Source organism: uncultured Marinococcus sp. (genome assembly GCF_947493875.1).
GTDB lineage: Bacteria > Bacillota > Bacilli > Bacillales > Marinococcaceae > Marinococcus.
This window is the reverse complement of sequence record NZ_CANLSU010000002.1, coordinates 177839-202640: the sequence shown is the minus strand read 5'-3', so window position 1 is coordinate 202640 and position 24802 is coordinate 177839. Positions and strand designations below refer to the sequence as shown.

The 24802-nt window shown below is 49.7% G+C and carries 26 protein-coding genes and 1 riboswitch; of the genes, 4 read left to right on the top strand and 22 right to left on the bottom strand.

Annotated elements, in window-relative coordinates; genetic code table 11:
* Window positions 1–93: 93 nt before the first annotated feature.
* The 14 genes from Q0757_RS03840 to Q0757_RS03775 form a co-directional block, all read right to left on the bottom strand.
* On the bottom strand, window positions 94–2181 hold the full coding sequence (locus Q0757_RS03840) for a bifunctional aldolase/short-chain dehydrogenase (RefSeq protein WP_298784931.1): 2088 nt from the start codon (window positions 2179–2181) through the stop codon (window positions 94–96).
* A 186-nt stretch (window positions 2182–2367) separates the two neighbouring features.
* Window positions 2368–3675, bottom strand: coding sequence for a TRAP transporter large permease (locus Q0757_RS03835; RefSeq protein WP_298784929.1), 1308 nt, complete (start codon window positions 3673–3675; stop codon window positions 2368–2370).
* Window positions 3666–4172, bottom strand: coding sequence for a TRAP transporter small permease (locus Q0757_RS03830; RefSeq protein ID WP_298784927.1), 507 nt, complete (start codon window positions 4170–4172; stop codon window positions 3666–3668). Before Q0757_RS03830 ends, Q0757_RS03835 begins: the two co-directional genes overlap by 10 nt.
* Window positions 4173–4196: 24 nt before the next feature.
* Window positions 4197–5237, bottom strand: a complete 1041-nt coding sequence (locus Q0757_RS03825) for a TRAP transporter substrate-binding protein (protein ID WP_298784925.1) — start codon at window positions 5235–5237, stop codon at window positions 4197–4199.
* Window positions 5238–5414: 177 nt separating this feature from the next.
* Window positions 5415–6446, bottom strand: a complete 1032-nt coding sequence (locus Q0757_RS03820; protein ID WP_298784923.1) for an aldose epimerase family protein — start codon at window positions 6444–6446, stop codon at window positions 5415–5417.
* A gap of 28 nt (window positions 6447–6474) precedes the next feature.
* On the bottom strand, window positions 6475–7665 hold the full coding sequence (locus Q0757_RS03815) for a Gfo/Idh/MocA family protein (protein WP_298784921.1): 1191 nt from the start codon (window positions 7663–7665) through the stop codon (window positions 6475–6477).
* A 16-nt stretch (window positions 7666–7681) separates the two neighbouring features.
* On the bottom strand, window positions 7682–8761 hold the full coding sequence (locus tag Q0757_RS03810; RefSeq protein ID WP_298784918.1) for a Gfo/Idh/MocA family protein: 1080 nt from the start codon (window positions 8759–8761) through the stop codon (window positions 7682–7684).
* A gap of 71 nt (window positions 8762–8832) precedes the next feature.
* On the bottom strand, window positions 8833–9651 hold the full coding sequence (locus Q0757_RS03805) for a sugar phosphate isomerase/epimerase (protein ID WP_298784916.1): 819 nt from the start codon (window positions 9649–9651) through the stop codon (window positions 8833–8835).
* Complete coding sequence (locus Q0757_RS03800) at window positions 9651–10835, bottom strand: dihydrodipicolinate synthase family protein (protein ID WP_298784914.1); 1185 nt, start codon at window positions 10833–10835, stop codon at window positions 9651–9653. The genes Q0757_RS03805 and Q0757_RS03800 overlap by 1 nt, the downstream gene beginning before the upstream one ends.
* A 13-nt stretch (window positions 10836–10848) precedes the next feature.
* Window positions 10849–12000, bottom strand: coding sequence for a Gfo/Idh/MocA family protein (locus tag Q0757_RS03795; protein ID WP_298784912.1), 1152 nt, complete (start codon window positions 11998–12000; stop codon window positions 10849–10851).
* A 109-nt stretch (window positions 12001–12109) separates the two neighbouring features.
* The gene (locus tag Q0757_RS03790) at window positions 12110–12931 is read right to left on the bottom strand and encodes an AraC family transcriptional regulator (protein ID WP_298784910.1); all 822 of its coding nucleotides are present in this window, start codon (window positions 12929–12931) and stop codon (window positions 12110–12112) included.
* Between the two features lie 131 nt (window positions 12932–13062).
* Window positions 13063–13437 (bottom strand): PH domain-containing protein, encoded by a 375-nt coding sequence (locus Q0757_RS03785; protein ID WP_298784908.1) that lies wholly within the window; start codon window positions 13435–13437, stop codon window positions 13063–13065.
* A 60-nt stretch (window positions 13438–13497) separates the two neighbouring features.
* Entirely contained in the window at window positions 13498–14724 is a 1227-nt protein-coding gene (locus tag Q0757_RS03780) for an ABC transporter permease (protein WP_298784906.1), read from the bottom strand.
* Entirely contained in the window at window positions 14717–15613 is an 897-nt protein-coding gene (locus tag Q0757_RS03775; protein ID WP_298784904.1) for an ABC transporter ATP-binding protein, read from the bottom strand. The genes Q0757_RS03780 and Q0757_RS03775 overlap by 8 nt, the downstream gene beginning before the upstream one ends.
* Before the next feature lie 255 nt (window positions 15614–15868).
* On the opposite strand from Q0757_RS03775, the gene Q0757_RS03770 reads away from it, so the two are divergent.
* Window positions 15869–17056 carry an MFS transporter gene (locus Q0757_RS03770; RefSeq protein ID WP_298784901.1) on the top strand — a complete coding sequence of 396 codons (1188 nt, stop codon included), beginning with the start codon at window positions 15869–15871 and terminating at the stop codon, window positions 17054–17056.
* Window positions 17057–17094: 38 nt separating this feature from the next.
* Here Q0757_RS03770 and Q0757_RS03765 read toward each other — a convergent pair whose 3' ends face one another.
* On the bottom strand, window positions 17095–17445 hold the full coding sequence (locus Q0757_RS03765) for a CrcB family protein (protein WP_298784899.1): 351 nt from the start codon (window positions 17443–17445) through the stop codon (window positions 17095–17097).
* Window positions 17445–17819 carry a fluoride efflux transporter CrcB gene (crcB, locus tag Q0757_RS03760; RefSeq protein ID WP_298784897.1) on the bottom strand — a complete coding sequence of 125 codons (375 nt, stop codon included), beginning with the start codon at window positions 17817–17819 and terminating at the stop codon, window positions 17445–17447. The genes Q0757_RS03765 and crcB overlap by 1 nt, the downstream gene beginning before the upstream one ends.
* 51 nt (window positions 17820–17870) lie before the next feature.
* Window positions 17871–17935, bottom strand: a riboswitch (Fluoride riboswitch).
* Between the two features lie 80 nt (window positions 17936–18015).
* Between crcB and Q0757_RS03755 the strand changes: the two genes are divergently transcribed.
* Together Q0757_RS03755 and Q0757_RS03750 are read left to right on the top strand one after the other, a co-directional pair.
* Window positions 18016–18297 (top strand): hypothetical protein, encoded by a 282-nt coding sequence (locus tag Q0757_RS03755; protein WP_298784895.1) that lies wholly within the window; start codon window positions 18016–18018, stop codon window positions 18295–18297.
* 23 nt (window positions 18298–18320) lie between these two features.
* Window positions 18321–18683, top strand: coding sequence for a hypothetical protein (locus Q0757_RS03750; RefSeq protein ID WP_298784893.1), 363 nt, complete (start codon window positions 18321–18323; stop codon window positions 18681–18683).
* A gap of 48 nt (window positions 18684–18731) precedes the next feature.
* On the opposite strand, the gene Q0757_RS03745 is transcribed toward Q0757_RS03750, so the two are convergent.
* The 5 genes from Q0757_RS03745 to Q0757_RS03725 all read right to left on the bottom strand — a co-directional run bounded on the left by Q0757_RS03745 (window position 18732) and on the right by Q0757_RS03725 (window position 22895).
* The gene (locus Q0757_RS03745; RefSeq protein ID WP_298784891.1) at window positions 18732–19340 is read right to left on the bottom strand and encodes a VanZ family protein; all 609 of its coding nucleotides are present in this window, start codon (window positions 19338–19340) and stop codon (window positions 18732–18734) included.
* 121 nt (window positions 19341–19461) lie between these two features.
* Window positions 19462–21477: a penicillin-binding transpeptidase domain-containing protein gene (locus Q0757_RS03740; protein ID WP_298784888.1), complete on the bottom strand. Its 2016-nt coding sequence runs from the start codon at window positions 21475–21477 to the stop codon at window positions 19462–19464.
* A 36-nt stretch (window positions 21478–21513) separates the two neighbouring features.
* The gene (locus Q0757_RS03735) at window positions 21514–21834 is read right to left on the bottom strand and encodes a YrhK family protein (protein WP_298784887.1); all 321 of its coding nucleotides are present in this window, start codon (window positions 21832–21834) and stop codon (window positions 21514–21516) included.
* A 70-nt stretch (window positions 21835–21904) separates the two neighbouring features.
* Complete coding sequence (locus tag Q0757_RS03730; protein WP_298784885.1) at window positions 21905–22114, bottom strand: hypothetical protein; 210 nt, start codon at window positions 22112–22114, stop codon at window positions 21905–21907.
* Between the two features lie 40 nt (window positions 22115–22154).
* Window positions 22155–22895, bottom strand: a complete 741-nt coding sequence (locus tag Q0757_RS03725) for an alpha/beta hydrolase (RefSeq protein WP_298784883.1) — start codon at window positions 22893–22895, stop codon at window positions 22155–22157.
* A 193-nt stretch (window positions 22896–23088) separates the two neighbouring features.
* Between Q0757_RS03725 and Q0757_RS03720 the strand changes: the two genes are divergently transcribed.
* The gene (locus Q0757_RS03720) at window positions 23089–23898 is read left to right on the top strand and encodes an alpha/beta fold hydrolase (RefSeq protein WP_298784881.1); all 810 of its coding nucleotides are present in this window, start codon (window positions 23089–23091) and stop codon (window positions 23896–23898) included.
* 39 nt (window positions 23899–23937) lie between these two features.
* Here the strand turns inward: Q0757_RS03720 and Q0757_RS03715 are convergent, their stop codons facing one another.
* Complete coding sequence (locus Q0757_RS03715; RefSeq protein ID WP_298784879.1) at window positions 23938–24792, bottom strand: NmrA family NAD(P)-binding protein; 855 nt, start codon at window positions 24790–24792, stop codon at window positions 23938–23940.
* Window positions 24793–24802: the final 10 nt, after the last annotated feature.

The following is a 24802-nucleotide window of genomic DNA, read 5'->3' as shown; positions in this document are numbered from 1 at the left end:
AGCGGACCGCACCAGTGCCGTTCCGCTGTCTCTCTTCTTTTTTCAAAAGGGGCAGGCCCACCGGGTTCTCCGGCAGGCAGCTCCTTGCTTTGTTTAGCGTGTAAAAGCCGCCGGCACACCGCCGTCTACGGTCAGCATGCACCCGGTCGTTTTTTCTGATTTCGTTGAAGCAAAGAAAGCAATCGCTTCTGCAATATCCTCCGGATAAATATTAACGAGAAGTGTTGTGCGTTTACGGTAATGCTCATCCAGCTCGTCAGGGTCAATACCGTAGGCCGCCGCCCGTTCTTCCTTCCATGAAGAGGACCAGATTTTCGATCCCTGCAGCACGGCGTCCGGCAGAACAGAGTTCACACGGATACCGTACTCCCCGCCTTCGGCTGCGATGCAGCGGGCAAGATGGGCTTCGAGCGCTTTGGCCGAGCTGTAGGCTGCCACGTTTTTCCCGGCGTATACTGAGTTTTTAGATCCGACAAATACCATGTTTCCTCCAGTCCCCTGGGCCTTCATCTGAGTGAACGCTTCACGGGCCACCAAAAAGTAGCCGGTGCCGAGCACGTCCATATTCAGCTGCCACTGCTTCAGCGTTGTTTCATCAAGCGGGCTGGAAGAAGCAAGGCCCGCATTGTTGACGATGATATCAACTCCTCCGTACTGCAGAGCCGCTTCCTTGAAAGCAGTCGCGACAGCTTCTTCAGAGGTGACATCCATTGCCACGTCATATGCTCGTTCTTCTCCGTAGGCCCGCGTATATTCGTCGGCTTTTTCCTTAGCTCCGTCAGCGTTCAAGTCGGCAATCACCACATGAGCACCGTCTCCAAGCAATTCCCGGCAGGCTGCCGATCCGATTCCCCCGGCTCCTCCAGTAATAAATGCCACCTGTCTCGAGAACTCTGCTTCCGGCGGAGCAAGTGAAAGCTTATACAGCTCGAGCGGCCAGTACTCGACGTTATAGGATTCATTTTCCGACAGGGAAACGAACGATCCGAGAGCCGTGCTTCCTTTCATGACAGCAATCGCCCGGTGATAGAGTGCTCCGCTAACGTTGGCCATCCGTTTGTCCTTGCCGGTATTGACCATGCCCACGCCTGGAATTAAAATGACGCGCGGTGCCGGATCAAACATTGTGTCGCCTTCATTTTTATTTCTTTCAAAGTACTTGGTGTATTCCTGCTTGTATGTCTCGATTCCTGCTTTTACTTTTTCAGCCAGAGCGTCCTGGCCCTCTGATGGCTTCCAGTCAACAAACAGGGGTGTTCGTTTCGTGTGCACAAGGTGGTCCGGGCAGGCTGCCCCCACCTGAGAAAGCTTAGGTGCATCTTTACTGTTCACAAATTCAAGCACCGCTTCGTCATCCGAGTACGAAAGTATCATTTTTTTATGGTCACTTACTGCTCCTCGAATAACCGGCATGACTCCGGCAAGCAGTTCTTTTCGTTCTTCCTCCGGCAGCGCCTTCGTATGTTCGCCTCCAAACACAGTCTGTTGACTTTCCTGCGTTTTTACAATGTAGTCTTCTGCTTCCTGAATGACTTCGATCGTCTGGTCATAGCTTTTCTTCGAGGTTTCTCCCCATGTCACCAGGCCGTGCTTTTCCATCAGCACCATTTCTGCATTCGGATTGTTCTGCACGCCTTCGGCGATCATTTTGGACAGCGTGAATCCCGGACGTACGTATGGCACCCAGACAAAACGGTCCCCGAATATTTCCCGGGCAATATCCTTGCCGTTGTCTGCGCAGCAAATACTAATAATGGCATCCGGGTGCGTATGATCCACGTGTTTAAAAGGCAGAAAAGCGTGGAGAAGCGTTTCGATGGATGAACGAGGATGACCCGGGTCGATCATGCAGTGACGCAGGTACGCTACCATTTCCTCGTCCGGCATTTCTTCGCGCTCCATCAACGGACGGATATCCTCCATGCTCAAAGCAGTAAAGTGTTTTTCTTCCATGGTCGCAAGGTCCGAGCCACTCCCCTTCACCCACATCACTTCAATATCACGTCCGCGGAAATCTTTTTCCGTTGTTTTTAGCGACGTGTTCCCGCCGCCCCAGTTGCATACCGAACGGTCCTGCCCCAGCAGGTTGGAACGATAGCGAAGCTGCTCTACGCCGGTCTTAAATCTGGATGCTTCGTTCTCATTCCAGAGGTTTTTTACCCTTTTAACGTTTGTAATCATTCTTCACCCTCCATCAATCTTCTTTAAGCGTTTTCATATGTTTATCCTATCATAAACCACATCAAAAACAAACATAAAACCAAATAAAACAAATAAAATTAACTATACATTTTTGTTGTTATCATTTTTAATGCTTATTTTATTACCAAAGCAGCCCTGCTTTACGCAGAACTGCTTTGCACGCTGTTATTCCACCAGGCCGAACAGCCTTGGCAGGAACAAGCTGATTTCTGGAATGAATGCCACTAAGACAAGCGCTGCGACAAGCGGCACATAAAACATCATCAGCTTTGGTATAATTTTTTCGATTGGCACTTTACTGACACTGCTGCCGATAAACAGCACAGTTCCGATTGGAGGCGTCGTAACCCCGATTGCAAGTGCCATTGCCATGATCATTCCAAAGTGTACCGGATGCAGGCCCATCTCTGTGGCCACCGGGAACATAATTGGTGTGAAAATCAGCAGGGCCGGTGCTACGTCCATAAACGTGCCGACGACTAACAAAATCAAAAGCATTATAAGTAATAAAATTATAGTATTATCGGTAGCTGAGAGCATCGCATTAGTAATTGACTGCGGGATTTCCGCATACGCAAGCACCCAGCTCATCGCTGTCGATGCACCGATTAAAAGCAGGATAATGCCCGAATAAGAAACAGTCTCCTTCAAAATCTTTGGGAAATCAGAAAGTGAAAGACTGCGGTAAATTAAGCAAAGCAGAAGTGCATAAAATACTGCCACTGCAGCCCCTTCGGTTGCTGTAAATATTCCGCCGGCTATACCGCCGATGACAATTACAATCAAAAATAAGCTTGGTACGGCCTGCCAGATAATTTTTACCGCTTCCCCGCCTCCTGTCTTATCAGCCACAGGATACTTCGCCCGCTTGGCAAGAATATAGGCAACGATTATTAAAAGTCCGACCATTAGAAGTCCTGGCAGATACCCGGCTATAAACAAAGCGCCAATCGAAGTTCCGCCAGTTAACAGTGAATAGATAATAGGCATACCGCTTGGCGGGATGATCAGCCCGGTCGGTGCTGAAGCAATATTAACAGCCGCAGAATAGGAAGAAGAGTAGCCTTCTTTTTCCTGCTGGGGATGCATGATTCTTCCCATTGAAGCCGCAGCGGCAATCGCCGATCCGGAAATGGCGCCAAACAGGGTGTTACCGATAATGTTTGTATGAGCAAGCGACCCGGCCATCCGCCCGCCCATCAGCTTTGCCAGGTTAATCAGCCGAAGAGCAATCCCACCGTTGTTCATAATGCTTCCCGCAAGCATAAAGAATACAAGAGCGAGAAGCACGGTGCTGTCCACCCCGGTAATTAGCTGCTGGGACACCGCAAGAAGCGATGCATCCACGGATAAAATCAGCAGCGCAGCGGCAAATGTTGCTGCTGCAATGCTTACCGCGATTGGCACACCAATAAATAAGAATAGGAAAAACAATCCAAATAGTATAATGCCGGTCCAAACAGCTACATCCATTCATGATCCCCCTTTTCTTCAGGACGGGGCGCTTCCACTTCCTGCCGGTTCATCATGTTGTAAACCTGATAGAAAATAACGATGACCCCACTGACCGGAAGAATGCCGTAAATCCATCCCATTGGAATTCTTAAAATAGGTGAAAGCTCTGCCATCGTTGCACTTGCAATCGTATAGCCGCCAATCACCAGAACAAACAGTGCAAAACCAATGACAATCAGGTCAATCAGCCAGCGGAGCCCCAGATGGGCTTTTCCGGTAATCTTGTCCCTTAAAAAGGAAATGGCTAAATGCTCGTCCTGGCCAAACGCGTACGCGCCGCCTAAAAAAGCAATCCAGATTAATGAAAAACGAAGTACTTCTTCTGTAATAATACTCGGATCTCCAAGCACAAATCTCGTAAATACCTGCCATATTGCTGCTACTGTCAGGAATATAACCAGAGCACTCGTAATAACTAAAAGCACCAGGTCAATACTCTTTTTTACTGCCTGCATGTTCCTCACCCCTTACCTGTCCACTTATTCTTCCATTGCTTCAATCTCGCTGATTACGTTATCAACATCCGGATTTTCCGCCCGCCGTTCTTCAATGAGAGGCTCCACCTTTTTCCGGAATGGTTCCTGATCAGGATAAGAGAATTCAACACCCATTTCCTCTTCTGCCTGCTGCATGCTTTCTTCAATCATCTCGTCCCAGCGTTCGTTGTGCGTTTCTGTTGTTTCCTCTCCGGCCTCCTGAACCGCAGCCTGCTCTTTTTCACTTAAATCCTGCCACGTCTCATCACTCATAATAAGAAAATCCGGTATGCGCGTATGCTCGTCAAAGGAAAACTGCTTTGCCACTTCACCGTGGTTGGCATCCGTCAAGGCAATTGGGCTGCTCTCCGCTCCGTCAATGACCCCCTGCTGCAACGATGTATAAACTTCGGTTGCTGAAAGCGGCGTTGGCGAAGCACCGAGCATTTCCATCGTTTCGATTGAAGTGACATTGGTCATTGTCCGAATTTTAAGCCCCTGGAGATCCTCCGGGCTTTCTATTTTTGTATCCTGTGTATAGAAACTCCGGGCCCCTGCATCGTAATAAGTAATGCCGCGAAGCTGGGCCTCTGATAAATCGTTGTACATTTCATCAATTGTATCCGTTTCCATAAATGAGCGGAATTGTTCGTTACTCGAAAATATATACGGCAGACTGAAGACAGAGAACTGCTCATCGAAGCTTTCCACGACTCCGCCATTTACCTTGGCAAAATCAATCACCCCGTTCTGCACCAGCTCCATTACCTTCGTTTCTCCACCGAGTACCCCCTCTGCGTAAATATCCACCTGTACGCTTCCATCAGTTTTTTCTTCCACTTTATCAGCAAAGTCTTCAAGACTTTGATACACAGGACTTGCATCGTTGTGAATATGTGCAAGTGTTAACGTCTGTGTTTCTTCTGCATTCGCCTCTGCTGATTCTGATGAAGCACTTCCGCTCCCTCCACAGCCGGCCAGTGTCAGCAGTGCCGAAGAAGTTAATGCTATTGTTCCGGCCCGCGCCCATTTCCACTTTTTCATATAAGAAACCCCTTTCTATTTTTTCAGCAAGGAAATATCTGTTCTCTACTGCTTTGTTATTATTTTAAGCGCTTTCAAAAACTACGTCTTATTAAATTAAGAATTTCACTCTCAATTTCAGAAGAAAACAGAAGAATTCTATAAAAAAACAACTCCGGAAGAGTTGTTTTTTCTTGGTTATCTTGTGTTCATTCGAAGGGTCGTAGAACTCTGGAAATGGTTTTTTGCACTCAGATATGCAGTCGGCTTTCCTAAATGAGCAAAATCCACCGGCAGCTGCTGGGTTTCGATGCAGATACCACGGTGCTTTTCTTTAGGACCCGCTTCAAAATCCTGTTCAGGCCCATTGTTTGATGTATACACCACAGCCCCCGGAGCGCTTGTGATAATATCAAGCTGCCGTCCTGAAGACTCATCCCATACACTTGCCTGTGGTTCTTTCCCTTCTTCGAGGATAAAGAAATGGTCGATGCCGCCAGCTACGTCACGCACCTGCTCATGAAAGCTGTTAATATGTTCGCCTAGCGGTTTGTCTCCGTTTAATTCAAAGGGCGTTCCTGCTGTTGAAAAAAGCTTTCCTGTAGGAATCAGCTCTCTATCAAGCTCCAGGACCTCCGAGGCGTGAATCTCAGCATGCTGTTCTGTGACCGGGCGCTTGTTATTTCCGCTCAGGTTTATGTACATATGCTGGGTCGGGCTGAACCAGGTATCAGTATCTGACTCTCCATCATATTCGACGGTAAAATCGCCGCCGGCCTCCACAATGTAAGTAACAGATGCCTTCACATTCCCAGGATAGCCGTCAGTGCCGTCCGTTCTGTGAATCGAAAAACGTACCCATGCCTGCTGGTCATCTTCACCGGCGTCGGCTTCCCAGTAGACATTGCCAAAGCCGCCGTCTCCTCCATGCAAATGATGCCTGCCTTCATTTGTAGTTAAGGGATGCTCTACGTCGGCTGCTGTCATCCGTCCCTCGGGAATACGACCAGCCACCGGGCCGACGACTGCGCCGAGAAAGATGTTGTCCCGCTCGTACTGCTCCGGCCCTGCGTAGCTGAGCAGAATATTTTCTTCAACTCCATTTCGGTCCTTCGCCCATATCCGCTGGACTCTTGCCCCAAGGTTTAACAGTTCCACCCGGGGGCTTTTTCCTTTTTGGATTATCCATTTTCGCATTGTCTGGTGCTTTAATTCTTCTTCCTGAAGCATGCTTTTGTCCCCCTTAGATAATGCATATTCAATACGGATAGCGGGCGCCGTTAATGCTTAGCATTTTCTTTTCCCGTGCCCAGGCTGCTGTAGTTTCCGCCGGAAGCTTTCGCTCTTTGTAACAGGCTTCAAGCACTTCCGCGAGTCCCGGAATATACGTCAAACCGGGGGAGGCGTCCACCTGTTTCACCTCCTCCGCAAAGGCATAGCTTTCGGGAAATGCCTGATGCACGCTTTCAATGGTCAGCAGATGAGAGTAAGACGCCTCCAGGCCGCAGCGGATATCCTGGGAATCCCCGAGCACCGCATCGATACATACATCTAGTTTATGCATATGTTCACTCTCAGGATCATTATAGCTTTTTTCTGCCCCGCTGTGCCACAACGCTTTCACCGGGCTCCCCCATTCGTAGGAAACTACCGCATCTTCAAACTCCATATAAAAGGAAGGATTCACTTCTTTTTCAACCGCATGTGAAGCAAAAAATGTCAGATCCACATCTTTATCAGTTACCGCCCGGAGTGCACATGTATCAAATGTCTCAATCGGGTTGGCACGGTACACTTCCATCTCCAGAGTATTTATTTTTGCGCTTTCGTTTTTCGTATTCCCGAGCACATAAAATAAATTATGCATAAAGTGGGCTGTCGCGTTATTTGCCACACTGTCAAAAATCGGGGCACCGCCTGCGCCAAGCTTTTTGCCTGCCCAGCTGGAGCGCCCGTAATACGCTTCATTGCGCGGCCAGAGCACCAGGGCACTGCCGTGAAGCGGCCTTCCAAATTTACCTGCCTGAATGTCTTCCTTGAACTCGAGTATGGCATTACTAAACGACCAGTTAAAGCCGACCGCTAAAAATTTTCCGGTTTCATCGCGCACCCGGCGCATTTCTTCTGCTTCCTCCCACGAAGCCGACGCCGGTTTTTCGCAGAGTACGTGGCTCCCCGCCCTCATCGCTGTAACTGCCTGAGCGGCATGAAGATGAATAGGTGTCGCAATCACTGCCAATTCCGCTTCCTTTTCGGCGTAAAAAGCCTCCAGTGATTCGTATACCGGAATGCCTGCCGCCTGAATATCCTGGTAAAAAGAGCTGTTTTCCGGAAAAATGTCGACCACGCCCACCACCCAGGAAAGACGGTTTTGTTCTATTAATGTCTGCAAATATAATTCTCCGTATCCTGCTGCGCCCGCCAGGACGATCCGGCATGACTGTTCCATTTCTTTTAACCTCCTGCTACCGTTTAATCTTTATTGCCTGCTTTTGTGCCTTCAGGCTGAGCTCTGCCGCTTTAAACGCATGCTCCTGCGGCATGGCTGTCACTGTGCCGTGCACCACGTCCTTTGCCAGCCGGAAAAAATAAGGGAATCCTACTTTCCCTTCTACATCATATTTTCTTTCGCCGCCCTGGTTAACCAGATACAGCCGCTCGCCACGTGCACTGTCTGTAAGATCCACATATTTTCTGAGTTCTATATACCCTTCTGTGCCTAGAATTATTGTCCGGCCGTCCCCCCAATTGCTCAGGCCGTCCGGCGTAAACCAGTCCACGCGAAAATAGTGTACCGCTCCGTTATCTCCCCGGAGATGGGCGTCACCGTAATCCTCAAATTCGGGATGCTCCGGGTGCGCCATATTCGCTGCTGTACTGCTTAGCACCTCGGCATCCCGGGCGCCGCTGAACCAGAGGAACTGTTCAATCTGGTGGCTTCCGATGTCGCATACAATACCCCCGGTGGGCTCTTTTTGGAAAAACCATTCCGGACGCGACGCTATATTCAACCGGTGCGGTCCGGTACCAAGCACCTGAATGACTTCTCCAATCGCGCCCTCGTTGATCAGCTGCTCGGCAAAGCCTGCGCATTCCACCTGCAGTCGTTCACTGTAAAAAACGGCCCAGTTCAGCCCGGTGGCTTTTGTTTTCTCCTCCGCCTGCTGCAGCTGTTCGAGAGTGGTAAACGGGGCCTTAGCGGAAAAGTAGTGCTTGCCGTGGTCCATCACTTTGAGGCCAAGCGGGCCTCTTTCTGCCGGAATGGCAGCGCTCGCCACCAGCTGCACCCCTTTGTCCTGCAGAACCTGTGAAAGTGTTTCTGCCTCTTTGGCTTCCGGAAAGCTCTGCTGAAATATGCGCACCTTCTCCGGATCGCTGTCCCATACCCATTTGACTGTCGCTCCCGCGTTTTTCATTCCGTGGCACATGCCGTAAATATGGCCATGCTCAAGGCCGGCGGCTGCCATTATGAGTGTCCCTTCTTCTACGGCAGACTCTTCGTGGTGCACCGGTTCAAAATTTGTATGCCCGGATGGCTTCGGCATTAAAACATCTCTCCTTTTGTTTTATAACATACGACAATAGCGGCAAGCCTTCCGGCCCCGCTATTATCTGTTCAAACGTGTATATGATAAGCGTCTTTCATCTGCTTTAAGGTCTGCTCTCCAGGCTGGTCCCAGATGGCCTGATTGATAATCTCCACCTCAATCGGGCCATTGTAGCCCTGCTTCTCGACCGCACCGCGGATACGCGGGATATCAATCACGCCTTCTCCCATCATGCTGCGGCCTTTAAATATGTCCGGCAGCGGCACACTCCAGTCCGATACGTGAAAGCCCAGAATGGTGTCTCCGGCGTGTTCAATTTCCCTGTACAAAAATGGATCCCACCAGACGTGGAACACATCCACGACGACGCCAAGATGGCTGCTTCCCACCTGCTGCTGCAGCTGATTAGCTTCTCCAAGGGTGGTGATCACCGAACGGTCTGCCGCATACATGGGATGGAGCGGTTCAATACCAAGCTTTACCCCGTACTGCTCCGCAAAGGGGAGTACTGCTTCAATGCCTTCGCGCACCCATTCCCTGCTCCGGATAAGATCCTTATCAGGCGACGGGCCGCATACGAGCACCAACACATCCGTGCCCAGCTCTGCAGCCTCTTCCACCGCTCGTTTATTGTCATCGATGCGCCGGAGGCGTTCTTCTTTATCGGCGGCCGGAAACATCCCGCCCCGGCACACGCTTGAGACCTTCAGCCCGTTGGCGTCGATGATTTTTTTACTTTCCTTTAAGCCGATTTCCTCTATTTTGTGCCGCCATACAGATATCCAGGGGATCTGCTGTTCCGCGCACCCTTCGGCAGCCTCCTTCAGAGACCAGTTTTCCGTAGTGATCTGATTCAGGCTCAGACGATTCATATCAGGAGAACCCATTATTTATAAACCTCCTTTGCCTGCAGGCCGGCAAGCTCAAGCATCGGCTTCATGCGTGCTGCGGCAAGCTCCGGATCCCGGAACACTCTGGCTTCGTCGGCCAGCCGGAATAATTCGCTGAAATGCAGCACGGACCGGGCGCTCTCTGCCCCGGCAATCATACGGAAATGCGGCTGATGGCCGTTCAAATAAGCTAAAAACACCACACCGGTTTTATACGCAAACGTCGGCTGCTGAAAAATATGACGGGCAAGTGGAACTGTCGGATCCATAATCTCATGGTATTTCTGCATATTGCCCGCATCCAGTTCTTTTAAGCCAGCGGCAGCTGCCGGGGCGATCGCATCAAAAATGCCAAGCAGCGCGTGGCTGTATCCCTGCTCGTCTCCTTCAATCAGACTCGGATAATTAAAGTCATCACCGGTATACATTCGAACGCTTTCCGGCAATCTCCGCCGCATCTCAATTTCTTTCTGATCATCCAGAAGCGAAATTTTGATGCCTTCAATTTTATCTGCATGCGTATGAAGCACGCGCAGACAAACCTCCATCGCCTCATCTACGTCGTCTGAGCCCCAGTAGCCGGCAAGGTTCGGATCAAACATATCTCCAAGCCAGTGCAGAATGACCGGCTCCTTCACCTGGTTTAGAATTTTACCGTATACGTATTCGTAATCCTCCGCAGATGAGGCCGCTTTGGCAAGAGCCCGGCTTGCCATCATAATGATTTTACTTCCGGCCTGCTCCACGAAGGAGCTTTGCTCTTCGTACGCCTGCACCACGTCATCAATGGTCACGTCCGGCCCGGGCACCAGATGATCCGTCCCGGCGCCGCTGGCAATATTGCCGCCCACGCTCTTTGCTTCCCGCACTGAGCGGGTGATCAGCTCCTTCGCATCCTCCCAGACCAACCCCATGCCTCTCTGGGCGGTGTCCATCGCCTCTGCCACCGACAGGCCGAGAGACCACAGGTAATGGCGGTACTCCATCGTTTTGTCCCAGTCAATAGCCGGGCGGCGGACCGGATCACTGCTGCCAAATGGGTCTGCTGTCACATGAACGGCAGAATACGCTGTCCTCGAGGTGAACTCGCTTTTCGAAGGAGCCGGCAGAGATTCTGTCTGCGTCAATTCATACCGATACGTGCTTCCGTCTGCCTTCGGTAAATAAATATAGTTTGCCATCAGCTGCCCCTCCTTATATATTCAGTTCCGGCACGTCGAGCCAGCGGCGTTCTTTAGATGACTGCAGCCCAAGATCAGCCAGCTGCATGCCTTTTGCCCCTTCGAGCAGATCCCACGGAAAAGCTTCATCCTGATGCACGTGCTTTAAAAACATTTCCCACTGGATTTTGAATGCATTTTCAAACAGCTGATTGTCCGGCACTTCCTCCCACTGGTTCTGAAAGTCAATTGTGTTTTCGAGGTCCGGGTTCCACACAGGCTTTGGCGTATTCACCCGGTGCTGGGTCTTGCAGTTTCTAAGTCCGGCTACAGCACTGCCTTCGGTTCCGTCCACCTGGATCGTCAGCAGGTCATCGCGGTCCACCCGTACCGCCCAGGAGGAGTTAATCTGCGCCGTGATACCCCCTGCAAGCTCCATCGTGGCGTACGCGGCGTCATCCGCCGTTGCTTTATACGTATTTCCCGCCTCGTCCACGCGCTCGGGAATATGCGTTTTCACCGAAGCAGACACTGATTGGACCGAGCCGAATAATTCATCAAGCACATAGCGCCAGTGCGGGAACATGTCCACCACGATACCGCCGTCTTCTTCTTTTTTGTAGTTCCAGGACGGGCGCTGGGACTCCTGCCACCCGCCTTCAAATACCCAGTAGCCGAACTCCATGCGGACCGACAGTATTTCCCCGAAAAATCCCGAATCGATCAGCCTTTTCAGCTTCAACACACCAGGCAGAAACAGCTTATCCTGCACAACCCCGTTTTTAACTCCAGCCTCTTTAGCCAGACGGGCTAATTCAAGCGCTCCTTCCATCGAAGTGGCTGTCGGCTTTTCACAGTAAATGTGTTTACCGGCTTCAATTGCCCGTTTAATGCCTTCAGCACGTCTTGATGTCGTCTGGGAATCAAAATAAACCACATTATGTTCATCTGCGAGGGCTTCGTCCAGGCTGGTCGTCCAGCGTGCAATATCATGCTCCTTGGCAAGCGCTTTCAATTTTTCTTCGTTTCTGCCTACTAAAACAGGATCCGGCATGATGTATTCACCCTTATCAATCTCGACGCCTCCCTGCTCGCGGATAGCTGCAATCGAGCGGATCAGGTGCTGTCTCGTCCCCATTCTCCCTGTTACTCCGTTCATAATAATGCCAATAGTATGTTCGGCCATTTTAATCCTGCTCCTCTCTAAACTGATTACTTTTCAGTCTAGAGAGAAATGTATGCGCTGTCTTATTAGTTGCAGACGTTTATTCTCAGATTCGGAAATGATTTAGAGCTCAGTCCTGCGTTCCTTCCCTGCTTCTCTGGGTCGTCCGGTACATGTTCGGTGGAACCCCGACTTGTTTTTTAAATAAACGATAGAACGTGGATAACGATTCGAACCCTACCTCAAAGCATATGGATACAATATCTTTATCGCTTTCCAAAAGCAGCTGCTTGACGAGTCCGAGACGGACCTCAGTCAGATACTGCATCGGCGTCCGTTCGTAGTATTCTTTAAAAATAGTCTGCATATACCGCTTACTCATCCCCATCCGGCCGGCGATATCCTCTGCGCTTTCAATATCATAATAACGCGTATCAATGTACTGCCGTAGGCGTTCCACCCGCAGTTTATTCGTATCTCCCGGCCCTGCGTCCTGATTGGAGCGGGCAAGTGTGCAAAGGAGCTCAGCAATATGAATTTTAAGCGCCATCTGCCAGAGCTGGTCGCCGTGGGACTGCTCATAAAGCATTTTCCGCATAATCTGCCGGAGCTCACTGCTGTCAATAGCGCTGAAGGACTGTACACGGGCCGTGCCAAAAACGTTTGGAATCAGCTGTGTACGCACATCCCGGCTAAGCTTCCCGGCGTCCAATTCAAGCACCAGCACTGTCATATGCGAATCCGCACGGATTGAATGTCTTGTTTTCGGAGGCACAATAAGGAAAGAATCTGCCATAATATCATACACGTGCTCATCCAGTTCACAGGCTCCGTCCCCATCAAGAACATACAGCAGCTGATGGGTGTCATGCGTATGTGTAGCTACTGTATCTTTTTCTTTATGCTTGCTTTCATACAACGAAATAACTGCCGACTGTTCCTTATTCTGCATGATGGCCCTCCATCTTTGTGAAAATTTTGATATTTTTTGATTCATGTGGATTTACTTTTGTTAATCATACCATATGTATTTTCCTGCTTTAAAAAGAATCCGGATGCCTGAGGGGCACCCGGAAATTTCTATTACAGCACGTACTTACTCAGTGCACGCTGAACATCAAAAATATTGTCATCGTTTCGGAAGGTCTTGGATACGGGCTCTGCCGTGCTGCTGACCCATATTTTTAATTCGCTGTCCAAATCAAATGTGCCGGCGGTTTCTACACTGTAGTGGGTAATGCTCCGGTACGGAACAGTGTGGTATTCCACCTTTTTCCCGGTGACTCCCTGCTTGTCGATCATAATCAGGCGCTTGTTTGTAAATACCATTAAATCCCGGTACAGTTTAAAAGCACTTTCGACCTGCTCGCCTGTCGTTAACCACTCCCGCAGCTCTTCCTCCACCTTTGTCGAATCCGCTTCAGAGGCGTTTCCCATCAGTGCATCAAACAATCCCATATACGATCATCTCCTTTTTCCTGTGAGCATAAGATGAATAGATGGTACAGCTTTAGTGTATCATTTTTTGCGGGCAAGTTCCCGTGCCTGCCTGACCCTTCTGCTAAATGAATCACCGCTGTAAACGAGAACGCTGCCCCGGTACAGACGGACACTGAACCAGGCTGCCGCTGCCACCAGAGCAAGGCTGAGTCCGATGCTAAGACCCATCTGCCACCACGGAACGTCTAATGCGTTCGTTCTTACAAACATTGTAAACGGAGTGAAAAAAGGAATGAAGGAGCTTGCAGTCACGAAAATATTCCCCGGAGCCGCGAGCCCGAAGTTCGACAGGACAAATGCCCCTACGAGCAGGAACGTCAGCGGCTGGCTGAAGTTCTGGACCTCTTCCGTTTTGGCTGCCATCGATCCGACCATGGCGTACAGCGTTCCATAAAGAACAATTCCAAGAAGCAGGAACACGACGGCATATATCCAGGTGGAAACCGCGGCTCCTCCTGCCGAGCTGATAAGCGAGGTGATGTCATCGAGACCGGCGGCGTTTACGTATATCACTGCCGTTATTGCCACCAGGGCCATTTGGAAAAGCCAGATGGCCGACACTCCGAATGCCCGCCCGAACAAGTGCTGAACAGGGGAGGCGCTTGAAATAAGAATTTCCATCACGCGCTGCTCTTTATCCTTGGCAATCTGCATGGCAATCATGATTCCGCACATCAGTGAATAAATGTAAATTATAAAGACAACCGCGTAGGAAAGAAGATTGAACCCTTCTTCGGAGGAGGAGTCTCCGCTTCCTCCACTGCCCTTTGTACTTTCTGCAATCTGCACAGGTGAGGTAATATTCTGAACCTCTTCGCCCGTAATACCGAGCTCTTGTGCGTATTGCGAGACATGTGCCTGCTGGATGCCGGCGGAAAGGGCGCGAGCCGCGTCCCCCGTATCTTCATCGGTATATAAATTTCCATCATATCCGTTTTCGCTGCTTTCAAAGAGCAGGTAGCCGTCTGTTTCTCCGTTCTCCCAGGCGTTTTCTGCCTGTGCTTCCTGCCCGTACGGCACAAGCTCTATACCGGCAGCTTCTCCGGGAAGCTGAAGAGAGTCACTTTCATTGACCACAGCCAGGCTGCTGATTTCTGCTTCCCCGTCCCCGAAAAAGTCGATAATTCTGGGCAGGCTAAGAGCGATAAGCACGACCACAAGCATAACCGCCGTCGACACAATAAATGATTTTGCACCTGCCCGCACCCGGAATGTATGAGCAAAAATTCTCCACATATTACGCATCGCTTTCACCTATTTTCTCTTTAAAAATCTCCTCCAGCGACGGGGGCTCCATCCGGAAGACACGGACGTCTCCATATGTAAAAAGCTGCTGCAGAATGTCCTGGGATCTTGATTTTGTATCTGTATAGATGTGCATTTTTTCTCCGGATCCACGCACCTCCTGCACCCCTTCCCACGTCCTTACATCTTCCAGCGGGCAGGGAGCTTCAGCGACAATCCGGTTGCGATCCATGCGCTCCTTGATCTCCCCGAGGCGCCCGCTCAAAATATCCCTTCCGCTTTTAAGCATAACGAGCTTGTCACAGATTTCTTCCACGTGCTCCATGCGGTGGCTTGAAAAAATGATAGTCACGCCATCCCGGCGCAGGTTTTGAATGGCTTCCTTCAAAATATCCGTGTTCACTGGATCAAGTCCGCTGAACGGTTCATCAAGAATAAGAAAATCAGGGCGGTGGACAAGGGCAGCGATCAATTGAATTTTTTGCTGATTGCCCTTGGAGAGCGTGTTTAATTTCTGCTTCTTTTCCTTCTCAAGCTCGAACACTTCGAGCCAGTAGGCCATTGAAGTTTTTGCTTCTTTCTTGTTCATGTTTTTCAGGCCAGCCAGAAACAGCAGCTGCTGCTCCACCTGTTCTTCGGCAAACAGCCCTCTCTCTTCCGGCAGATAGCCGACCTGCTCAAGCGGCAGATGATGGGCTTTTTTGCCCTGCCATTCTATCGTTCCGTCTGTACGCTCCATCAAACCGAGCAGCATGCGGAAGGTGGTTGTTTTCCCAGCTCCGTTCTGACCGATCAAACCAAGACTTTCTCCCGGCTGAATTGAAAAAGAAAGCTCATCGACAGCCTGCTTTTCCAGAAAACTCTTTGATAAACGACTTACTTCAAGCATATACGGCCTCCTCCAGGGATGAAAACTTCTCTTCTATAATAAACAATATAGCATCCATTTTATACCATAAATTACAAAGTAATTCTTTCGAAAACAGACCCGGGCCTTGAAATGTTCGACAAGCAATAGCTTGTTCCCTTTCTCCTTATTTATTGAAATTAAAGGTAAGCGCTTATCTTTCAGACTTAATTGGTTTATGATGGGAGCAGCTGCATTTTACGCAAATGATTGATTTTTTACATAAGGATGATAGCCATGACTATTACAAAACGTGATCACGCCCTGTTTTTAACCGCTGTTTTTTGCTTCTGGTTCGCGACCTATGTGTACGTACCGGTATTTAGTTTGTATTTGGAAAACAGCAGCTTCACCTACACCGCCATCGGCGTTATTCTCGGTGCTTACGGGGCTACGCAGGTGCTTTTGCGCTATCCGCTCGGCATTCTTTCCGACGCTTTGAAGGGCCTGTTGAAAAAGCTGCTGATTGTCGGATTTGTCAGTGGATTCATCAGCGGCGTGCTGCTCGTCTTATCTGATTCCTTTGCGGCAGTTTTTACCGCCCGGCTGCTTGCCGGGGTGACCGCCTCCATGTGGGTGATGGCGACGATTATGTACTCCCGGTACTTTTCTGCCGATCAGTCCTCAAGAGCGATGGGCATTCTGCAGCTATTAACAGTTTTCACCCAGTTTATCAGCATGATGTTCAGCGGCTATCTGGCTGATCTGTTCGGGTTTACAGCGCTGTTCTGGATTGCTGCGGCCTTTTCATTGATCGGAATTGGATTTACGCTTTTCACAAAAGAAATACCGGTTCAGACCAGGACAGAGCCGTTGAAAATTCGTTCTTTAATCAGCCGGACTCTCCGGCTGCATGACCTGCGCTGGCTTACGTGCGCGAGTTTTATCGGTCATTCTATTATTTTCATGACGATTTTCGGCTTCACCCCGCTGTACGCGTCTTCGATAGGGGCTACGGAGCGGACATTAGTCGTTATTTTCATTGCCTTTTTTATTCCGCACCTTTTGGCTTCTTTGTTTTTATCCTTTTATGCCGTACCGCTCCGGCTGCACAAACCACTCCTTTACGGGTCCTTTCTTACCGGGGCGGCAGCGCTTGCGTGGATGCCGTTAACTGCTTCTTTATGGGAGCTGAGCCTGAACCAGGCGTTACTCGGACTCGCCCTGGGAATTGTGCTGCCGCTGCTTCTAGGAATGGTTGTCCAGGTAAGTCCCGGGCCGCTGAAGGCGAGCGCAATGGGATTTTATCAGTCGTTTTACGCTGCAGGGATTCTGCTTGGCCCGGTCGTCGCCGGAACTGTCGCCGAACAGCTTTCCCTTTCCAGTGTCTTTTATTTCGGCGCACTGCTTGCACTAGCCGGGCTTTTAATCACCTGGCTGATCCGTTTTCAAGTTCAGACAGCCGGGGAGAATTCTCCGGAATGAATGAAAAGCCGTTTCCCGGGCCCGGGAAACGGCTTTTGTCATCCAAAGAAATATCCGGCTGCCGCCGCCAAAAGCCCCAGGGCATAGCTTGCGACTCCGTACAGCAAAGCACTTCTCCCTTCACCAGCTTCAATTTTTTGAATGATCTCCATATTAAAGGTCGAAAAGGTCGTGAACGCACCTAAAAAACCGATGCCAATGCCCGCTGTTTCTGTAATACCGGCTTCCCGCGCCACGACCAGTCCGAGAAAAAACGATCCCGATACATTTACAAACATCGTGCCAAACGGAAGCACCCGGTGCCATCCGTTTTCTTTGGACCATGATACCAATGCTGCGCGGGCAGCAGCCCCAACAGCTCCTCCAAGAGCGACAAGCAGCCATGTCATCAGCTTTTCCTCCTTCCTGCACGGTAACCAATACCCGCAGTTATAAGCCCTCCGGCAGCACTGACTAAAACGTATACCCCGGCGGCAAACAGAGCCCCGTTTTCAATTAATTGAATTGTTTCCACACTGAATGTCGAAAAGGTCGTGAACGCCCCAATAACTCCCGTGCCTACTACAGCCTCCCACATAGACGGCCACGCTTTTCGCTGTATAATCCTCGAGGTAAACCATCCAAGTAAAAAACATCCGGCAATGTTTGCCGCCATTGTTCCCCATGGAAATACGCCGGGAGCCGAGGCAAACAACCGGTCTACAAGATAACGCAGCAGACTGCCAAGAGCTCCGCCTGCAGCCATCCATACATACAGTCTCATTTCGTTTCCTCCTTATTAAACGCAAAAATCCTGTCTGCACACGTATCCCGTGAACAGACAGGAGTCATCAGCTCTATTTTAGAGCGGTTCCGGCGAACTCCATCGCCAGCTATTCTTTGCCCAGTATACCATAATCTCACACTCAGGATTGATTTTTTTATGAACAGGGAAAACAGGAACGAGGAGCGTGGTGGCTATGTTTATTGTTTTTCAGCTCATTTTAGTTTTTCCTTTTCTGCTGCTTTTGTTTGTAGCATTAATGATCGGTCTGAAGGAAGACGTTCATACGCTAACCTTTACCAGGCAACAGGCAGCAGAAGACACCTCCGGCATCATGTTTGTCTTTCACAAGCTTGAAAAACAGGTGCACCAGTGGACAGGCACTCTGTCTCCTCTATGGCAGAATATCCTTCGCCGCCTCGTTTTTCTTCTACTCGCTATTCTTTGTGCGGCGTGTATATATCTTATTTTATTTTAATACAGAAAGGACAGTCACTTATCATGAAACGATGGCTTCTCGCGGCAATCCTTTTTCCTGCCGGCATTCTGCATTTCACTTCACCTGAAAAATTCGAGCGTATTCTGCCGCCAAAGATCCCTGGGAGAAGAGCTGCGGTATACGTATCCGGAGCAGCAGAGCTGGTTTTAGGCACTGCTTTTACGATGCCGAAATGGAGTAAATACGCCGGCAAGCCGGCTGCCGTCTTTTTTATACTTATTTTCCCGGCCAACGTATATATGGCTGTTAAAAGGATTCCTTTACGTCCAAACGGCAGGTCCTACCCGCTTTTATACTGGTTGCGCCTCCCTTTGCAGCTGCCGCTCATCCAATGGGCGCTTGAATGCAGCAGAGATAAACGCTGACATACAGAAGAAGCCGCCGTCTCCCACAAGAAGATGGCGGCTTTTCATTTACAATTTTGCTGCCGTTGCTGAACGGTCCCGCGGAGCAATAGCATCCGGCAGTACCGGTTTATTCTGCTTGCGCCGTGACCGCCGGTAATACTTAAAGATCGCATAGCCGATCATCGCGCCGAGCGTATTCAAAATAATTGAATCAATGTCGGCCACTCTCGTCGGATAGCCAATAATTAAGTTAATGCCAAACTCCATCAGCTGTATGGAGAAGGATAAAAGTGTACCAATGGCAAAGGCCCAGATGAAGTGAATGTCATCACTGATCAGTATGCCAAAAAATATCGGCAGCAGCAGGTACAGTAAAATCTGCCCTCCTATTACACCTAGCCATGTACCTTCCTGAAACGACTCTACAATCGTATAGAACGGTAGAAACTGATAATATTCCCCCAGCTGAAGGCCTGGCCCGAGCGACCCTTCATACGGTGCCGGGATCAGCGTAAAGCGTACGATTGTCGCCAGGTAGATCATAAATACTGCAGCCAGAATTTTTCGCCCTATTGGGTCATAGCTGCGCCGGAACCAGAAAAACAAAAACGTTATTACAATCAAAATCAAGCCAATGGTGATCCATAAAAACGGATCAATAAACAGTCCTGTCATTCTTTCACCCCCTCGTCTGACATACAAAGATTCCTTTTCTCCCCATACCCGTAATTCGTCTGATGTATGAGAAAACAACTAAATTTTTTCTTTGTACCTCAATGACAATTCAGTGAAAGGGTTATTCTTCAAACAATGGCTTGGTCTGCTCCACTACGTAGCTGCTTCCGCCCCGGTCTTCGACGTTCTTGATCATCGACGCAATCAATAAATCTTCTTCTTCATTATCATACGCCACAAACCAGCCGTTTTCCGTCCCCTCTTCTTCTCCGGCCTGCTTCAGTTCCGCCGTGCCGGTCTTGCCTGAAACTGAAATGCTTTCATTCACAGGCTCATAGGCAGAGCCGCGGTCATCCTCTACGACTCCTTCAAGGCCCTCCTGAATCGTCGAAATGCCGCTTTCAGGCACCACGTTTTCCTCCCACACTTTTCGGTCAGAAGAAGCGAGAAGCTGCGGAGCCAGCATATCTCCCTCATTTACGAAGGCCGTAAAAGCTGAAGCCAGATGAACTGGAGACATCTGCATCTGTCCCTGGCCATAGCCGGTATCAGCAAGCAGCACTTCAGAATCAAGACCCTCAGAAGCAATCGTCGACTCTCCTATTGGAAAATCATACGGAATTTCCTGATTAAAGCCGAAGCCTTCCAGACCGGCAGTGAAATCTTCTGCTCCGGTATTAAGCGCTGTGCGGGCAAAATAAATGTTATCGGACGTGATCAACGCCTCGCGCAGATTAACCTCACTTAATTCATCATCCACCCGGGTCACCGAATAACCGCCCCAGGAGCTGTCCGGCTGCCACTCAAGGCCTTCGATCGTCATTTCCTCATCCGGTGTAATCGCTTCGTTGCTCAGCCCGACCGAAGCAGTGATAGGCTTCACTGTTGAACCTGGCGCATAGGTGCTGTTAAATTTAGCAGCACGCGGACGATTTTCGCTTTCATTAAACTCCTCCAATTCGTCCTCCGGCCAGCCGTAAATATAGTTGTTCGGGTTGTAGGAAGGGGCGCTGACCAGCGCCCGCGTATCGCCGTTCCGGGGATCCAGCGCTACTGTGGCTCCTACATCCTCCTCTATCTGCTCATAAGCACGCTCCTGCAGGGAGGTATCGATGGTCGTCTGCACGTCCTCTCCGGCGACCGTTTCTTCCTCTGCGATCACATCGTCTTCCGAAGTAGAGATAAGCATACCGGGCTCCCCTCGAAGGCGCTCTTCATAAACGTATTCAAGTCCGGCTTTGCCGATTTGGGATGACTGTGTATACGTTCCGCCCCGTTCTTCAAGCTCTTCTCCGGAAATGCTTCCGATGTATCCTGTTAAATGAGCTGCGGCTTCCTGTTCCGGATAATACCGCTGGCTTCCAACGTCAGAAAGCTGCACTCCAGGCAGATCCTCCACGTCTGATGCTGCTTCCTGATTGTCAGGAGAGAGCGTCTTCACCGGAACCGCGCTTTCATCTGTCACCCAGTCCTGATCGAGTGCTCCGGTAATATCTTCTTCTGACATATCCAGTTCGTCTGCGAGCGCGGAAATTGTCTCATCCTGCTCTTCCCCCATGCTGCCGGGCACCAGACTGACTCTGGTCGTTTCCACGTTTGTCGCAAGCGGATCACCGCCTTCCGCCAGAATTTCCCCGCGTACCGGCTCCGTCCGTTCGACATTTACCGTCTCTTCCCATCCCAATTCTTCAAATATGTACGAAGGCGACCAGTCCAGCTGCCACTCCTCCCCGTCTTCTGTCTCTTCAAGTACCCAGGAGGCTTCCTGCTCAAAGGAAACATCCCCCGCGCTCGTTGTCATGCTCACAGAGAAAGGAAGCGCTGTTTCTTCTCCTTCAGCTTCCTGGTCGGTCTCACCGGTTTGAATATTCAGTTCTTCAGCATTTGTATCCTCATAAATCGTTTCATGCCGGTTAATAAACGTTTCCTTATTGATCTGTTCGCGCGCATTTGAGCTTAAATACCCGTACATTTCTTCGAAATTTTGATTGTTCCATGCGTCCGTAAATCCCTGCATTTTGTCTTCCGCACTCTCGCGGTTACTGCAGGCACTCAGCCCTCCAATGAGCATTATGGCGCCCGCAGCTGCAGCCGTTTTTTTCATGTTTTCCCCTCCGTTCTCCATTTCTACAGCCATATTTTAACATAAGTCAGTTCCAGACGCCCTCTCTGGCTATAGCTTATAGGTCCGGCTCCCTTTCCGGACACGGACAGCCCGCGTGCCCTGCTGCCCGGCATACTCTTTTCTCTGTTTTCTTACTTTGTTCACATGGACCTGGTGAGCCAAAGCTATTACCGGACGGATAAACATCTGCAGGCTTCCGAGCACAAACAGCCAGGTACCGTAAAAGGTGGTCGTCTCTGAGAAAAATAAAAAGCTCCCAACTAAAAAAACAAGAGCAAGCATCAGGTCATTGATATGGTAAATCAGTTGATATACTTTTGTGATACGCAGTTCGTAGCCGCCAAATACGAGATCAATATTTTTTCCCAATGTTTTTCTCCCCTTTGCTTCATTTTGTCTGCTGACATAACATAAAAATCACCCGCAGCAGCGCAGGTGATTAAATATAGAACGAAAGAAACCATATAAAAGCAAGAAAGCCTGTCAGCACAAACCCGTTCCGAATAATTTTTGCCTGCCGGGCGTTTTTATTTTTACTCCGGCTGAGCCTTCCTCTTCGATACACCCAGAAAAGCGTCAAGTAAAAGATCAGACAGAAAATAACAACCGCCGGCATAAGTATGGATCGAAAGAAAAACTCTGCTTCCATTTCCAGCTCCTCCACATGTGCCGTTTCTCTTACTATACCGCTAATGCATAGGCGGAAACAACCATGTGCAGGCTGCAGGAAACTGGGAAATAAAATACTTTCTTTCGTGCATCGCTTTCGGTTTTATATGGAGCGCCACCTGGTTTTCAAGCTGCTTTCGGAGCAGTGCATACATCATCTGCGTTCTCGGCACCATGTAGGGCTCAATGAGGGGCTGCCCGCTCCCTTCCCATTCCCCCACATACAGATATACGTAGTGGCGCAGGGTGAGAGAGAGTCTCTCATTAATAAAAGCTCCCATCCCTTCATACCACAAAGAAGCAGAGAGCAGTCCAATCTTATGAAATACGTGAGGATACAAATCGGCAATATAAATTGAAACAAGTCCTCCAAGTGAAGCACCAATCACCCCGGTATGGGCAGCTTCTGTTTTTACCCGGTATTTTTCGTTAATATACGGGCGTATCCCGTTAGTCAGGATGTATGCGTACTCTGTACCCAGCCCCTTGAAATCCGGAAGGTGCAAAGAAAGCGCTTTTGCCGGCCACGGCGTATACTCATGAATACGGCTTTTCGGCTCCACCCCGACCATTACTACCGGCTGCATATATCCGGATTCCATCAGCGCTTCCCACACACTGCCCGAATCCCGGAATAAATAGGCCCCGTCCTGGACATAAATAACAGGATAACGCTTCTGTTTGTTCCGGCTGTAATCCGGAGGCAGGTATACATATACATCGCGGTCCATAATCTGATGGTAAATGACTGTTCCTCTCATGACCTGCCCCCTTTTTGAGCCAATCCTCCAATTAGTTCTTCTTTATTAGCATCTTTTGTCTTATTAGCAACAGATTAATTGAAAAAGATTATCATTGTCAAATGAAGCGCCCAAAGTTTATCACACGGGAAACAAGGGTATTTTAAGTTATCTTGATTATTATCTTTTTACCAGTGAAGGAGGATTTGCTTAAATGGGACATTATGTCGCTGTAGAAGAAGATGTGCATATCTATGTTGAGGATATCGGTGAAGGGCAGCCGGTCGTTTTTATCCACGGCTGGCCGGTTAATCACAAAATGTACGAATATCAGATCAATGAGCTGCCAAAGCACGGATACCGGTTTATCGGCATCGACCTCCGCGGCTACGGACAGTCCGACAAGCCATGGAGCGGATATGATTACAATCAAATGGCAGACGACGTTAAAGGAGTCGTTGATGCCATGGAACTGGAGAATTTCGTGCTCGCCGGCTTTTCCATGGGAGGCCCGATTGCTCTTCGTTACATGGCCCGCCATAAACAGCAGGGAGTTTCTAAATTACTTCTGCTCGCGCCGGCGGCTCCAAGCTTCACGCAGCGCGAAAACTTCCCGTACGGCATGGAGAAAAAAGACGTCGACGGCATTATCGATAACCTGAACACTGACCGTCCGAAAATGCTTGAAGACTTCGGCGGCATGTTCTTTGGCAGCGAAAACATTTCTGATGTATTTAAGACATGGTTCCATGGTCTTGGCATGGAAGCCGGAAGCTATTCAACAATCCATTCAGCAGAAGCATTGCGGGATGAAGATTCCTTTGAAGACCTTTCCTCTATCACAGTTCCGGCCGAAAGCTTTCACGGGAAAAACGACCAGATCTGCCCGTTTGAATTTTCCGGAGAGCTTCAAAAGGGAATCAATGACCTGAAGGTCGTTCCTTTCGAAAACAGCGGTCACGGACTATTTGTCGATGAAAAAGAAAAGTTCAATCAGGAGCTTCTCCGCTTTCTAAAAGAGTAGCATAACGATCAAAGGACACGCTGCCTGCGTGTCCTTTTTCTATAATAAATGCCGCTCGAGGTATGACCGCAGCATTTCCGGCGGCTTTCCGGTAAGTCGCTCCACGTCCGAAGTAACCTCTCCCATCAGCCCCATGGAGGCCGCTTCATAAAGCGAAGCATTCACGCTGCCAAAGCCGGATCCGTCATCGTATGTGCGGGCAAATTCCTGCACCCCCATTGGTTCATAACGAATGCGTTCTCCCGTAATGTTGGAAAGCAGTTCACACAATTCATCCATCGTATACGCCTGTATCCCGGTCAGCGTGTAAACACCCCCGTGTCTTTCGGGCGCTGCGGCTGCGGCAGCTATTGCCTTGGCCAGATCTCTTCTCGAAATAAAGGAAATAGCCCCTCTCCCTGCCGGATAAGGCAGCCTTTTGGTGCGGACCAGCTCCTCCGTATAAGAAATCAGCGGATCCGCATACACTCCGTTGCGGATAATGGTTCCAGCCATCGGGCTCATCGCAATACGACGCACTGCATAGCCGAAAAACGGACTCATATGAAAGGGATTGTTCCAATGGTCCGCCGTGAATCCGATAAACATAAACTGCTTTACTCCAGCCTGCTCCGCTGCTTCGACAGAAGTCTGAAATTCTTTGATCCGCTGTTCGGACGGATGCGTAATGCTCGGGATGTAAAGCACAACGTCTGCTCCCTGAAAGGTGCTCACCTGCTCATCAAACGAATAATAATCCATTTTTGCCGTGCTCACGTTCTGCTCTCTGAACACCGCTGCTTTTTCAGGATCGCGCACGCCCAGGACCACCTGTTCCTTTGGGACAAGTTCAAGCAGCTCTTCCGTTACTTTTTCCCCGAGATGACCTGTGGCTCCCGTAATAACATACTTCATATCTTCACCC